The sequence below is a fragment of the Bifidobacterium imperatoris genome (assembly GCF_002860405.1).
Taxonomy (GTDB): domain Bacteria; phylum Actinomycetota; class Actinomycetes; order Actinomycetales; family Bifidobacteriaceae; genus Bifidobacterium; species Bifidobacterium imperatoris.
In genome coordinates, this window is sequence record NZ_NMWV01000019.1 from 1 (window position 1) to 13,113 (window position 13,113).

A 13,113-nucleotide genomic window follows, 5' to 3' on the forward strand; every position below is an offset into this window, starting at 1 on the left:
ACTATTCTTCGCAAAAAATGAATGCACAAAAGCCCAGAAAATAGCGCGACATGCCCACGCGTGCGTAATTTGCATTATTGTGAAATACATGTAAACTATATGACTTGTGCGCGAGAGAAATCTCAAGCATGAAAGCCATTCCTGCGTAGCTCAGTTGGCAGAGCATCCGACTGTTAATCGGACGGTCACTGGTTCAAGCCCAGTCGCAGGAGCTCATCTGGCCGGAAACGTCCAGAATGAAAATTGAATATTCCTGCGTAGCTCAGTTGGCAGAGCATCCGACTGTTAATCGGACGGTCACTGGTTCAAGCCCAGTCGCAGGAGCCATATGAAGCCTCTTGAAAATTCAAGAGGCTTTTGTTTTCCCAGAATTTTCAGCAACAGGCTATATAGTCGCTTCGATAGTCATCGGCAGTAGCCGGTTACTCTGTGTCCATCGATTCTTCAAATTTGAATACAAAAAAGAGTGCATGATTTTACGCAATCATGCACTCCTCAAATAAAAACTACATGGAGACTTGAGTCAGTGGCATTGCGGAATTGATCGGAAAATCAGGAGTACTGGGCGCGACTCCGGCTTCAACCAGATTCACGCCGAGCATGGCCACCATAGCACCGTTATCGGTGCACAGCTTGAGCTGTGGAATGCGAACTTCTACGCCGCACTGTTCGCCATATTCAAGCAGCTTGGCCCTAAGCTGCGAGTTGGCGGAGAATCCACCGCCCACAATCAAAGTCTCGGAACCGTACTGCTCACAGCCACGCATGGCCTTACGAGCCAATACGGTAGCCACGGAATCCGCCAATGAAGCGCACACATCGTCCACAGGAATCTCATGCCCTGCGGCTTGTTCGCCTTCCACCCAACGTGCCACAGCGGTCTTTACTCCGGAGAAGCTGAAATCATACGGATGTGCAGCACCGGCCTTGCCTTGAGTCAAGCCCATCGGCACTTTAATGGCATGTGGATCGCCGTTTTGCGCATGGCGGTCAATATGAGGTCCACCCGGGTAGGGGAAGCCCAGCAGACGGGCAACCTTGTCGAAGCACTCCCCCGCAGCATCATCCAACGTGGTACCTACCACGTCAATCTTGCGCGGCATATCTTCCACATGCAGCAGCGACGTATGACCACCGGAAACAATCAGAGCCAGTGTATCCGGTGGGAAAGCACCAAACTGCAACTGGGTTACTGCAATATGCCCAATCACATGATTGATGCCGTAAATCGGCTTATTTGCCGCCCAAGCCAGCGCTTTGGCTCCGGAAACACCCACGGCAAGGCATCCAGCAAGACCAGGGCCTGCAGACACGGCGATAGCGTCCACGTCAGCCAGCGTCATGTTCGCATCCGCCAGTGCTTTGGACACGCACGGCACGAATGCTTCAGCGTGTGCTCGGGATGCGATTTCCGGAATCACACCGCCATAACGGGCATGCTCCTCCATTGAAGAAGCAACGACATTGGAGAGTAGTTCACGGCCGCATACAATGGCCGCCGCGGTTTCATCACAGGTGGATTCGATACCCAGCACGATTGGTTCGCTCATGATTGTCTCTCCTGTTCCTTGCCCTGTTCATCATTGATGTTCTGTTCGTCAGCAGAACCGTTGCTCTGCTTGCTTTGAAAGCCCACAATTCTCGGTTTTAAATCCAAAGACATGACGTAAGCGTCAATGCCTTCCGGCTGATAGTACCGTTTGCGCAAACCGATTCGTTCGAATCCAAGGCCACGGTAAAGCTCAATGGCAGACGTATTGATAACGCTGACTTCAAGCAGCATACGCTGCGCGCCCTGCTTGTTCGCTCGCTCAATAAGATCAGTCATAAGACTGCGAGCTATGCCTTGGCGTTGATATGCTTTGCCGACGCCCACATCCATGATTTCCGCGTCTTCGCCGTCATACCAGTAACCGGCGAATCCTCGAATCGCATGAGTATCGTCATCCATGTCGAAGACGTATGTGCGCCCTGTACCTTCTATTTCTTGGCGAACGGAAGCTTCGCTCCACGCGTGGTTGCCGAACAATTCGACTTCCAACGCACGCATAGCGACGATGGCCGGCTCCACGCCCAGTTCATTCGCGTCAACCAGCATCAGTTGGTACGCTCCGCGCCTTCATGACCGAGCACATGTTTGAGCGGAGCTGGAATCTCGGCATCCGGGCGGCGCAAATACAACGGCTCGACTGGAGCACCGACGTTATGTTCGGCGTTCAGCAGGGCTTCGCTCGCGAAAATAGACAATCCTTGTTCGCCTTGGTCAAGCACTGAGGATTCCTCAATATCGTCTAAGTGCTCGATATGTTCGAGAACGGAGGCATACTTGTGCGCACCGTGACCAATCACATCGACTATGACCTGTCCGCCGATGGTCTGCTGATATTCCTGAGCGGCTTGGTTGACCCTGTTCACTATGGATTCGGGATAGTCGATATCCATTGCGATAAGCGGTTTAGCGAGCGCCGGCACATCAGACTCACTGCCAGCTAAAGGTGTGTCGCATAGTTCAAAATACAGCTGTTTGCGGCGCGCATCATTCACCGCCAACGTCAGTACATGGAATTCATGCTGATTGCCGAGCGTACCGGCCTTGCTGCGGCGAATAAGATTCCATTGTGCTTGAGGTTCCAGTACATTTTGTCCTAGCAATGTGGCGCCGGTCGCGAAAGCGAGCGCTTTGGCTGCCACAATGCCTGCGCGCAAGCCGGTGAAGGGTGCAGGGCCCACGCCTGCCACGATGGTGCTGATATCTGATGGCTGGTAACCGGCTTCTTCTACTGCTTGCGCAATGTTGACTTGGAGTTTTTCCACATGGGTGCGTGAGTCCGTCTCGACAATGGGTTCATGCCCCACAACACCTACCGTTGAGCCGAATGACGTATCAATCACCAGCGTGCAGCCCATGTATGCTCCTCGTAAATCTGAACTTCTTTAAGTGGAAACCTTTAGAGAGTGTACATCGAGGAGTCTATGGGCGCAGAAGACATGCATGCATACGCATGCAATCTGTTTTCCGGAATTACAGATTGAAGTCTTCCCAGCGTGCGCCGACTGGTACGAAGGTGACGGTTCGGATACCGTTGCTGGTGAGTTCCGTTGTGGGACCATCGTTCTGCGCATGTTCCAATGGTCGGTCGATGTGGATTTCAAGGCGTTCGCTGGCTAATGCGCTGGCCATTTGTTCGCCCCATTCCATGAGAATCACTGTGTTTTCGCTAGGGTCTTCAAGTTCTTCGTCCAATCCTAGGGATTCCAATTCATCCAGAAGTCGACCGATGGTGTCTTGTCCTGGCGCGTATGAGGAACCGCCTAGGCGGTAGGCGTCAACATGGATGAGATGTGCCGGCTCTCCATTGGCGAACTGTCCGTTCAGTTCGCGGGCGATGGTGAATGTGGGCGATACGATGGGTTCGGTGATGCCCAGGCCTGAGCCGAATCCTTGGGCAAAGGTGGTTTTGCCGGCACCCAGTGGTCCGGACAGCAGTAGTACATCGCCGCCATGTACGAGCGAGGCGACTTGTTTGCCGAGCTCCTGCATGGCTTCGCCTGTGGCAACTTCGATGATGTGTGTGTTCATGTGTAATGGTCCTATCGTCCTTTATGGCTGATGTCTTCAATGCAACGTTCGAGTGCGTACAACGGATCGCCGCCATTGGTTTTGCTCTGCTCATCCGCCCAGGCCAGCATGCGGATGCAGTGTGACATGCCTGCTGAAGTCCAGCCGCCCAACTGTCGTGTGGCATTGCGCAATACCCACGGATTGGTTTTGGCTTCGGCTTGCGAGATCGTACCGGATTTTACCGCTGCGGCTTTGGCCAGAGTACGCAGTTTCATAGCCAAGGCGCCAATCAGCGCGATTGGATCGGTGCCTTGTTCCACTGCGGCTCGCATCATGACGATGGCTTGTGCCGTATGCCCTTCAATGGCTTTATCGGCAACGGCGAAACCAGTGACCTGTGGGTTGGCTGTCAAATACTGGTTGACACGTTCCAAGCCAATAGGATTATCGTCGAAATCAAAGCAGAGTTGTTCGCACATGGCAGCAAGCTCGCCGGTCTTGCCGCCGAGCACGGCAATCAGTTGTTGGGCTGCTGCCGGTTCAACTCGCCTCTTGCGTTTCTCGAATTCTTTATACACGAAATTCAACTGCGCATCAGGCTTTTTTAGATCCGGCACTTCTTCTTTGCCGGCACCGGCTTTGATTATCTGTTCAAGGATGCGTTTTCCTTTGGCACCGCCCTCATGCTGGCAGATGACAATGCTTGAACCGGCAGGGTCTTTAACAGCCTGTTTGGTGTAGGAGATGATGGCTTCAGCGAGTTTTTCGTCAGCATTCTGCAGGTTATCGACGCGAACTACGGCAACATCGGAAAGCAGAGAAGGGCTAACAGCCTCATCGAAAGCATATTGGTCAGCATTGGTTGCATCCATCTCGATGAGTTCCGCGTCAGGGCGCGCCTTCAGTGCTTCCGCGCATAGTTCCTTAACGCGCGAAGCATTCAGATATGAGTCTCCTCCGGGAACCACTTTTACCGGAGTATTCGCTGTTCTGGCCATAGGCTCCATCTCCCCACACCCATTGGACAATCTTCGAGTGCCATAAATCAGCTAACCGTGTAGCAGCAGGCGGAGCGTCTCATGCCACCATACTGTGAAGCGCACGCGTTGCGCAGGCAATCTACCGAATCGTTCGCCAAGCAGCCCCGGTTCGATGCGCCTGCGCTGCAACCAATGCGATGCGTATTTCATCATCAAGAACACGACAACTTCCAGTGCAAGCGTCAGCAAAACACCCTTGGCATTTTCAGGCCAGGCCATAGCCGCCCAATCACTGCCGCCCAGCCAAGTGGCAATACGCTCCATAACCAGCGTGCACCATGAAGCTATTCGCACCAATACCAGCGCAAGCCACGGCACGCACCAGGCGCAGCATAATCCCATAAGACCGGCCATCGTGGCCAACGATACCAATGGGGAAACCAACAGATTAGCGAGTACGGACAGCAACGGCAGTTCCGGCTCCATCAGCACCTGAATAGGCACAGTGAACATTTGCGCTGCAATGGTCATGGCCGCAGCTTGAGCAATCGGCTGGGGCATCGCATGGTTCAACACACATTCGATCCGATTGGCATACAGCACAATCCCTAATACCGCGGCGCAAGACAATGCGAACCCATAGCTACGTGACATATCAGGCTTGAGTATCACAGTACCGATAACCGTCCAGCATAAGGCGCTTAACGCCTGTGCTCTGCGCCCGCACGCATAGGAAACCGCTCCCATCAGACCCATGATGAGCGCACGCGTCACCGAGTCTCCCGGAAACACCACTGCAGCCAATGCCATATACGCGAACGACATCAGCACAGCGATAATTCGTCTATCAGCCAGCAACCACATACCGGTACGCCGTATCAATGATGCGAGCAATACAAAATGCCCACCGGAGACCGCCATCAAATGCATGATGCCGGCTTTGCGAAAGTATTCCTCAACAGCATTCGCATACGTGTCATTGACAGGTTCGGATGGCGTTTCCGCGTCAAAATAATCCTGCCCGAGCACACCCATAGTCATTCCCGGTACGAGTATGCGTCCCTGCTCATCCAATGTTTCCGTAATACGAAAGAACGCGTGCTGCATTCGTGTCACCACGCGGCGATGCCAAGGCGGCGCCCGCAATTGGGTGACGGTATCGTTCCGGGAATCGGATGCCGTATCAACAAGCATCCATAGGGGCATGCGACCGTATTCGGCGTTGCGTACGATGCCGGTAAACCGGTATTGTGCTGCTCGTTGCAACACAGTGCATTCACTGTATTGAGCGTAGAGTCTGGCTGAAGCGAAGGAACGCCGTTCAACACCGTTCACGGTGATGGCATCGAATCGCATGTCCGCTTGGCAAGCGTAGTCGCGCTGGTCCGATACGAGTATCGGGGTCATTATGGTGGCTTGCGCGATGATGGTTTCCTCGTCGGCATTCTTTGCATGTTGTGCATGCTGTGTGGCGGGATCGAGCCATGTGCGTGTATCTGACGCTGTCGCGGTCATTGTTGCGATGATTGCCGCAGCGAGGCACACGTAGAGCATTCCCGACCGGTGGGCTCTTGATTGTAAGGCGATAGCGAGCACTATGAGCAGTGTTGCGGCTCCTATTATGCTTACGACTGCCATCATTGGGCTTAGCGGCAAAATCAGCCATTGTGCTATGGCGCTCGCGAGGTTCTGCGTTTGCCCATCATCCGATTGGGACTGTTGCGACGACGCATAATAGGCAAACATTTGATGCGTGAACAGACTTGATGCCCATATGGTAATGGCAGCGGGCAGAAGACGACGGTCTCTGCTTCCCTGCTCTCTGAGCATATGATCGGCATTCATTCGACTTTCACCTGCTCTCGCATCTTTTCCAATGTTTTTGAGCCGATACCAGTAACGTCCATTAACTGATCGACCGATGTGTAACGTCCTATGGTTTTGCGATGGTCGATGATGCGTTGTGCTGTGACTGGTCCGACTCCGATAATGGATTGCAATTCCTCAGATGATGCGGTGTTGATGTTGATTCGTGTATCCGTGCTGACAGATGAATCGTCCGTGGGGTGTTCACCGTTCGGCGTTTCCTCATTTGTTTGCGTTGCTTCACCCGCATTTGCCGAGTTGTCGGTTTCTTCGCCACTCACTGTTGCGGATGAACTGCCGACGCCGGCATTGGCAATGGCCGTTAGGTTCATGGATTGTTGCACGATCAACGCCAGACTCAAACCCAATATGGCCATGAGGAGCACGATAACCACCAGTGCATGCCCTGGAGTCAGCAGGGTTCTCGGCTTGTCCCGCATCAGCATAGGGCGATTCATATCCGTGGCATCACTGTCAGATGAGCGCACTCCGATAAACGCGCTTAATGGTTTGCGGCTATGTGTCGTTGCATTGCCGTCCGCAACCGGTATTGGTGTCGCAATAACGTCGGAACCAGGAGGAGGTGGAATGGCATGCTGCTGATCGGAGGGATCTGCAACCGTGTTGCGAGCGGGTTCAGTGAATCGCACGAACTCATGCTTTGCTACCGGCTTAGTGACGCCAGCATCACCAGCATCCACTAAGCCGCGCAATCGTCGTCCTGATGTTTCAGTTCGTACGGGACGTGTTGTGATACGAAAAATGCTCATGAATCCACGCTGATGGATTCATGAGCATTTGTCCAGCTGAAACGGGCTATGTGGTTCTAGCTTACGAAGTTATCCACATTCTCCTTATCCGGCTTATTCCGCAGGCACGATGGAGACGATCTTCGGCGCCTTGACGATAACCTTGCGCGGCTCCTTGCCGCCAAGACGTTCGGCTACGGCTGCCAGAGCCATCTTCTCCAGTTCGGCCGGGTCGATGTCCACCGGCACTTCGAGCTTGGCGCGCACCTTACCCTTAATCTGCACCACGGCGGTCACAGTGTCGTGACCCACGTAACGCTCGTCAGCCACCGGCCACGGCTCGGCGGACAGGGACTCGGGATGGCCGAGCTTGTTCCACATTTCCTCGCAGATGTGCGGAGCAATCGGAGCAAGCATCAAAATCAGCGGCTCAACAGCGGAGCGCGGCACGGACTTCAGAGAAGTCAGATGGTTGTTGAGCACGATGAGCTTGGCGATGGCGGTGTTCGGTCGCATGCCTTCCATTTCCGCGGTCACTTCGGCGATCGTGTTGTTGAGCAGTTTCAAGGTCTTCTCATCCGGAGTGTCTTCGGACACATGGGCCTCACCCGTGGTCTCATCAATCACGTTACGCCACAGACGCTGCAGGAAGCGCATGCCACCGACCACGTTGCGCGTGTTCCACGGGCGGGATTCGTCCAGCGGACCCATGCTCATCTCATACAGACGGAAGGTGTCAGCACCGTAGTTCTCGTACATGAAGTCCGGGGTCACGATGTTCTTAAGGCTCTTACCCATCTTGCCGAATTCACGGTTGGCGTGCTCGCCGTTCCAGGTGAACGTCGGTTCGCCGGAGGCATCGGCCGGACCTTCCACAACCTCGTCGGCCGGCACGTACTGACCACGGTCGTCGGTGTAGGCGTAGGCCTGAATCATGCCCTGGTTGAACAGCTTGTGGAACGGTTCAGCGGAGTCCACGTAGCCCAGATCGAAGAGGATCTTGTGCCAGAAACGGGAGTACAGCAGGTGCAGCACAGCATGCTCCACACCGCCGATGTACAGGTCCACGCCACCTTCATCGCCGGAGTACTTGTTGTGGTTCGGACCCATCCAGTAGTCGAACTCGTCCTTCTCCACCATGTGAGCGGTGTCGGTCGGGTCGATGTAGCGCATGTAGTACCAGCAGGAGCCGGCCCAGTTCGGCATGGTGTTGGTGTCGCGGTAGTAGGTCTTCTTACCGTCGCCCAAGTCGAGCTCGACCTTGACCCAATCCTCGTTGCGGCTCAACGGAGCCTCAGGGTTGGATTCGGCGTCCATCGGATCGAAGGTGCGTGGCTCGTAATCCGGCACGTCCGGCAGGTTGATCGGCAGTGCGGAGTCCGGCAGCAGGTGCGGGGTGCCGTCTTCGCCGTAGACGATCGGGAACGGTTCGCCCCAGTAACGCTGGCGGGAGAACAGCCAGTCGCGCAGACGGTAGGATACAGTGCCCTTGCCCACGCCTGCGGATTCGAGCCATGCATTGACCTTGGCGATGGCGTCATCGACGCGCAGACCGTTCAGGCTCAATGCGTCGCCGGCAGCCTTGGTTGCATCCACGGAAGAGTTGATGACGATGCCGTCGTGGGAGACGAATGGGGCCTTACCCTCATAGTTGGCCAGATCGTCGCCGGATTCCGGCAGCGGCTGCACGGTGTAAATGACCGGCAGACCGAACTTCGTGGCGAAGTCGTAATCGCGCTGGTCGCCGCCCGGCACAGCCATGATGGCACCGGTGCCATAATCCATCAGCACGTAATCGGCGGTGAACAGCGGAAGCTTGGCACCGGTGATCGGGTTGATGGCGTACAGGCCAGTGAACAAACCGGTCTTTTCACCGGCCTCATCCACGCGGTCCTTGGCGGTCTTGGACTCGGCTGCAATACGGTAGGCCTTCATGCCTTCGGCCGGGGTGGCGTAACCGCCCTTCCATGCTTCCGGCACATCGGCAGGCCATTCGGCCGGGACGTACTGGAGCAGCTCATGCTCCGGGGAGACCACGGCGAACGTGGTGCCGAACAGAGTGTCAGGACGAGTGGTGTAAATCTCCATATCCTTGACGCCGTCGGCAGTGGGAACCTCGAAGTGCACGGAAGCACCGTGGGATTCGCCGATCCAGTTGCGCTGCATGAGCTTGACCTTTTCAGGCCAGTTGATGCCGTCGAGATCTTCAATCAAGCGGTGACCGTACTTGGTGATGCGCATGGACCACTGACGCAGTTCGCGCTGGAATACCGGGAAGTTGCCACGCTCGGACTTGCCTTCAGCGGTGACCTCCTCGTTGGCGAGCACGGTGCCCAAGCCTGGGCACCAGTTGACCGGAGACTTGGAGATGTAGGCCAAACGGAAGTCGTTCAGAATATCCTGCTGTTCGGCTTCGGTGAGGTCGGCCCATGCCTTGCCGTCGGATTCATGACCGGGGATGGTCTTTTCGCCGGATTCGAACTTGGCAATCAGTTCGCTGATCGGGCGTGCGGAACCTTTGGTGCCGGACGGGTTGGTGGCCTCATCGTCATACCAAGATTCGTAGATACGAGAGAAGATCCACTGGGTCCAACGCACATAGCCGGGATCGATAGTGGCGAAGGTACGGCGGTTGTCGAAGCTTAAGCCCATGCGGTGCAGCTGACGGGACATGTTGGCGATGTTCGCCTCAGTGGTCACACGCGGATGCTGGCCGGTCTGCACGGCGTACTGTTCGGCAGGCAGGCCAAAGGCATCGTAGCCCATAGCATGCAGCACGTTTTCACCCTTCATGCGGTGGTAGCGGCTCACCACGTCAGAGGCCAGATAACCGAGCGGATGGCCCACGTGCAGGCCTTTGCCGGACGGGTAGGGGAACATGTCCATAGCGAAGTAAGCGGTACGGCCTTCAGCGTTGCGGCCCTTGCCATCCTTCAGATCACCATTGACGTTGGCGGCCCAGAAGGTGCCGCGCTCATCCCAGATTTTCTGCCATTTGTTTTCGATATCCTGCGCCAGTTCAGCGTTGTAGCGGAAGCTGGGCTCTGCGGTTTGCGTGCTCTTCTCGTTGTCACTCATAAATCAGCAAGGTAGCCGCGTAACTGGACACGGTTCTTGGCGCTATTCATCATCCGAGACGATGGCTTGAGGCGTACCGTTGAGTTTTACGGATAGTTTGCTCTGTTGTTTCAGCTCATCGCGCGCAGCGGCCCAGCTGCCATCATCAATCATGTTCTGTAATGCTTCGGCGATTTTGCCGGCGAGTTCGGCTGTGCCTTTGCCTACTGCGATGCCGTATTCAATGGTTCCCTGATCTGTGAGCACCGCCGTATATTGCGGCCCATTGGCTTGGCGCAGGCCGCCTAGAATCGCCGTATCAGCGACAATGGCATCCGCAGAGCCGGCTTGTAACGCGGTGACGCATTGTGCGTAACTATCGCGTTCCTGCATGTTGGCTTCAGGATGATTCATTTGAAACAGGCTCGCTGTTTCATCGCCTTGCACCGCACAGATGTCACGCTGGCTCACATCGCCAACTGTGCCATTCCCGTTTTCGTAATCAGCACGATCGCTGGCTCGAACCAGCAATCCCACGCTTGCCGTGAGATAAGGACCGGCGAAATCAACTGCGGCACGGGACTGGCCGGTAATGGGCCAGGAAGCCACCACCATATCCACTTGCCCATTGTCAAGCATGGATTGTCTGGTTTCCGGACGAACCTGCTTGAAAACGATTTGCTTATTCGCATAGCCAAGACGCGCGGCCACATATTTGGCCACTGTCACATCGAATCCTTCATAGGTGCCGTCATGCCATACGCCTATCGCAGGCTCGTCAGCAGTGACGCCAATGGCAATGGTAGGACCTTCTGGGGAACCGGAAACCGTGGTGACTTGAATCTGCCCGCAACCGCTCAGTGGCATTGCCATCATCACGGCTGCCGCTGACGCAGCAATCGTTCGCTTGATTCGCATGATGTTATTTGAACATGCGGGAACGGGTGAGGAACCAGGTGACCACTGCGGACAATGCGATGGAGATAAGGATGATCGCCACGAATCCCCACGGCTTGTCACTCAATGGCATGCCCAGCATGCCCTCTTGGAAGTTCATGCCGTACATGGAGAAAATCAACGTTGGAATGGACAGCGTGATGGAGATGATGGTGAAGATACGCATCACGTTGTTCAAGTTGTTGGACACGATCGAGGCGAAGGCGTCGGTCATGTTCGCAAGAACGCCGCTGTAGATGTTAGCCATCTCGATAGCCTGCTTGTTTTCGGTGATCACGTCATCCAACAGGTCCTCGTCATCCGGATACTGCTTGATGCGCTGCAGCGTAGTGAGCTTTTCCATCACGATTTCGTTTGATTTCAGCGAGGTGGTGAAATACACCAAGGTCTTGGAAAGCTCCATGAGCATCACGATCTCACGGTTCTGCATGGAGTGGCGCAGCTTCAGTTCCAGCTTGTCGCTTTCTCGGTCGATGATGCGCAGGTAACGCAAATACATCGTGGCGTTGCGATAGAGGATCTGCAGGATGAAGCGCGAACGCATATAGGTGTTGAACCCGCGAATCGTGCCTTCCATGAACGGGTGCAGCACGGGCGTGTCTTGCATGCAGACGGTGATGATGAGGTTTTCGGTCACGATGATTGACAACGGGATGGTCTCATACCAGTCGCGTCCACCGCGTTCCTCCACGGTGGGAATGTCGACGATGATCATCGTGTAATCGTCTTCCACGTCCACACGGGAACGTTCCTCATCATCCAGGGGGGCGCGCAGGTCGGCGAGGTCGATGCCGGTTTGCGAGGCGACGGTGGCGAGTTCAACATCAGTAGGTTCACTTAAACACAACCAGGAACCGTTTTCTGGTTTCTCGATCTGCTCCACTTGGTTGTTGATTGAGCTGAAGATTCTCAGCATGCCGTCTCACCCGCCTTCCGCGCTTTCCTATGTTCTATCGCTGTACGGTTTAAAACCGAGATTAGTCTAGACCTACCGTGCGAACTTGTGCGGCAGCGCGGTTTGCGAAAGCTGACCATGCACCTACCAGACGCGTTTACCAGACGATAGGCTGCCAATCCGGCATGCTGGAGCCGCGCAACTCAGCTGGCCCGTTCTCCCAATCGTCGCTGTCTGCGATGGCGGGCGCTTTGTTATATTCCTCAAGTTCGAATAATGGTTGTGTGGCTGGTTTGCCGTTGACGGTGTGACGTACTTTGAGCCTGCACCAGCAAGCGTTGCGCATACCGCCGAGCGCGTTCATACCATCCGGATCCAATCCGAGGAGATTGGCGATGGTGGCAGTGATCCAGGATCCGTGGCCGACCAGCATCATTGTGGTGGGATGGTCGTTGCTGTACGCAGGGTCGGTTACCAGTTCACGGACCGCGTTGGCACCGCGCTCGCCTACTTGAGCCCTGCTTTCCACGCCATAGCGTGTTTCGCCACCCGTATGCTGTTTCCATGAATCGTATGCTTCGGCATCAATGGTCTTGATTTGTTCGCGGGTCAAGCCTTCCCACTGTCCGAAGCTGCGTTCACGCAGTCGTGTGTCGCAGGTGACTTCAAGACCAAGCAGATCGGCGAATGCATGCGCGGTCTGTTGTGCACGGAATAGATCGGAAGAGATTACCACCATGCGGCGTGCGGCGGCTGGCGCTTCACGGTATTGGTTGATGTCTGTGCGCTCGGCTGCGGTCTGCGGTGGCTGTGCAATCGACTCGGGGTGAGTGGCCAGACGGTTGACTTTCGCCCAATAGAATCGGCTGGCGAGCGCATAGCCGCTTTGGTCCGCCTGCCATTGGCCTACGATGTCCAGCGGCACATCGATCTGGCCTTGTAGTCGGTGCTGAAGATTGTATTGTGTGCGTCCGTGGCGCAGCATCACTACTTCATCAATCATGCGGCCTCCTTACCTTACTCATGTTCATCTCATCACAACCCGTG

Annotated in this window: 11 protein-coding genes and 2 tRNA genes; 2 read left to right on the forward strand and 11 right to left on the reverse strand. The window is 55.3% G+C overall.

Annotation, left to right across the window (positions count from 1 at the left end):
• Nucleotides 1–139 precede the first annotated feature (139 nt).
• A tRNA-Asn gene (locus tag Tam1G_RS07270) sits at nt 140–212 on the forward strand.
• 39 nt (nt 213–251) lie between these two features.
• A tRNA-Asn gene (locus Tam1G_RS07275) sits at nt 252–327 on the forward strand.
• A gap of 179 nt (nt 328–506) precedes the next feature.
• Here Tam1G_RS07275 and tsaD read toward each other — a convergent pair.
• The 11 genes from tsaD to Tam1G_RS07330 all read right to left on the reverse strand — a co-directional run bounded on the left by tsaD (nt 507) and on the right by Tam1G_RS07330 (nt 13,069).
• Nucleotides 507–1,550, reverse strand: coding sequence for a tRNA (adenosine(37)-N6)-threonylcarbamoyltransferase complex transferase subunit TsaD (gene tsaD, locus Tam1G_RS07280; RefSeq protein WP_101626011.1), 1,044 nt, complete (start codon nt 1,548–1,550; stop codon nt 507–509).
• Entirely contained in the window at nt 1,547–2,098 is a 552-nt protein-coding gene (gene rimI / locus Tam1G_RS07285; RefSeq protein ID WP_101626012.1) for a ribosomal protein S18-alanine N-acetyltransferase, read from the reverse strand. The genes tsaD and rimI overlap by 4 nt, the downstream gene beginning before the upstream one ends.
• Complete coding sequence (gene tsaB / locus Tam1G_RS07290) at nt 2,098–2,907, reverse strand: tRNA (adenosine(37)-N6)-threonylcarbamoyltransferase complex dimerization subunit type 1 TsaB (RefSeq protein ID WP_101626013.1); 810 nt, start codon at nt 2,905–2,907, stop codon at nt 2,098–2,100. Before tsaB ends, rimI begins: the two co-directional genes overlap by 1 nt.
• A 115-nt stretch (nt 2,908–3,022) precedes the next feature.
• Nucleotides 3,023–3,580 (reverse strand): tRNA (adenosine(37)-N6)-threonylcarbamoyltransferase complex ATPase subunit type 1 TsaE, encoded by a 558-nt coding sequence (tsaE, locus tag Tam1G_RS07295; protein WP_101626014.1) that lies wholly within the window; start codon nt 3,578–3,580, stop codon nt 3,023–3,025.
• A gap of 11 nt (nt 3,581–3,591) precedes the next feature.
• Nucleotides 3,592–4,560, reverse strand: coding sequence for a DNA polymerase III subunit delta (holA, locus tag Tam1G_RS07300; RefSeq protein ID WP_101626015.1), 969 nt, complete (start codon nt 4,558–4,560; stop codon nt 3,592–3,594).
• Nucleotides 4,561–4,611: 51 nt separating this feature from the next.
• Entirely contained in the window at nt 4,612–6,387 is a 1,776-nt protein-coding gene (locus tag Tam1G_RS07305) for a ComEC/Rec2 family competence protein (protein ID WP_165781946.1), read from the reverse strand.
• On the reverse strand, nt 6,384–7,178 hold the full coding sequence (locus tag Tam1G_RS11930; RefSeq protein WP_242689627.1) for a helix-hairpin-helix domain-containing protein: 795 nt from the start codon (nt 7,176–7,178) through the stop codon (nt 6,384–6,386). Before Tam1G_RS11930 ends, Tam1G_RS07305 begins: the two co-directional genes overlap by 4 nt.
• A 93-nt stretch (nt 7,179–7,271) precedes the next feature.
• Complete coding sequence (gene leuS, locus Tam1G_RS07315; RefSeq protein WP_101626016.1) at nt 7,272–10,235, reverse strand: leucine--tRNA ligase; 2,964 nt, start codon at nt 10,233–10,235, stop codon at nt 7,272–7,274.
• Nucleotides 10,236–10,277: 42 nt separating this feature from the next.
• On the reverse strand, nt 10,278–11,132 hold the full coding sequence (locus Tam1G_RS07320) for a transporter substrate-binding domain-containing protein (RefSeq protein ID WP_101626017.1): 855 nt from the start codon (nt 11,130–11,132) through the stop codon (nt 10,278–10,280).
• 4 nt (nt 11,133–11,136) lie between these two features.
• A complete protein-coding gene (locus Tam1G_RS07325) occupies nt 11,137–12,087 on the reverse strand; it encodes a magnesium transporter CorA family protein (protein ID WP_101626018.1) in 951 nt (316 codons plus the stop codon).
• Nucleotides 12,088–12,223: 136 nt separating this feature from the next.
• Nucleotides 12,224–13,069, reverse strand: coding sequence for a histidine phosphatase family protein (locus tag Tam1G_RS07330; RefSeq protein ID WP_101626019.1), 846 nt, complete (start codon nt 13,067–13,069; stop codon nt 12,224–12,226).
• Nucleotides 13,070–13,113 lie beyond the last annotated feature (44 nt).

Excerpts from the sequence above, each read along its gene's own strand:
- tsaD (WP_101626011.1), bottom strand. The coding sequence starts at position 1,550 with ATGAGCGAACCAATCGTGCTGGGTATCGAATCCACCTGTGATGAAACC.
- rimI (WP_101626012.1), bottom strand. The coding sequence starts at position 2,098 with ATGCTGGTTGACGCGAATGAACTGGGCGTGGAGCCGGCCATCGTCGCT.
- tsaB (WP_101626013.1), bottom strand. The coding sequence starts at position 2,907 with ATGGGCTGCACGCTGGTGATTGATACGTCATTCGGCTCAACGGTAGGT.
- tsaE (WP_101626014.1), bottom strand. The coding sequence starts at position 3,580 with ATGAACACACACATCATCGAAGTTGCCACAGGCGAAGCCATGCAGGAG.
- holA (WP_101626015.1), bottom strand. The coding sequence starts at position 4,560 with ATGGCCAGAACAGCGAATACTCCGGTAAAAGTGGTTCCCGGAGGAGAC.
- Tam1G_RS07305 (WP_165781946.1), bottom strand. The coding sequence starts at position 6,387 with ATGAATGCCGATCATATGCTCAGAGAGCAGGGAAGCAGAGACCGTCGT.
- Tam1G_RS11930 (WP_242689627.1), bottom strand. The coding sequence starts at position 7,178 with ATGAGCATTTTTCGTATCACAACACGTCCCGTACGAACTGAAACATCA.
- leuS (WP_101626016.1), bottom strand. The coding sequence starts at position 10,235 with ATGAGTGACAACGAGAAGAGCACGCAAACCGCAGAGCCCAGCTTCCGC.
- Tam1G_RS07320 (WP_101626017.1), bottom strand. The coding sequence starts at position 11,132 with ATGCGAATCAAGCGAACGATTGCTGCGTCAGCGGCAGCCGTGATGATG.
- Tam1G_RS07325 (WP_101626018.1), bottom strand. The coding sequence starts at position 12,087 with ATGCTGAGAATCTTCAGCTCAATCAACAACCAAGTGGAGCAGATCGAG.
- Tam1G_RS07330 (WP_101626019.1), bottom strand. The coding sequence starts at position 13,069 with ATGATTGATGAAGTAGTGATGCTGCGCCACGGACGCACACAATACAAT.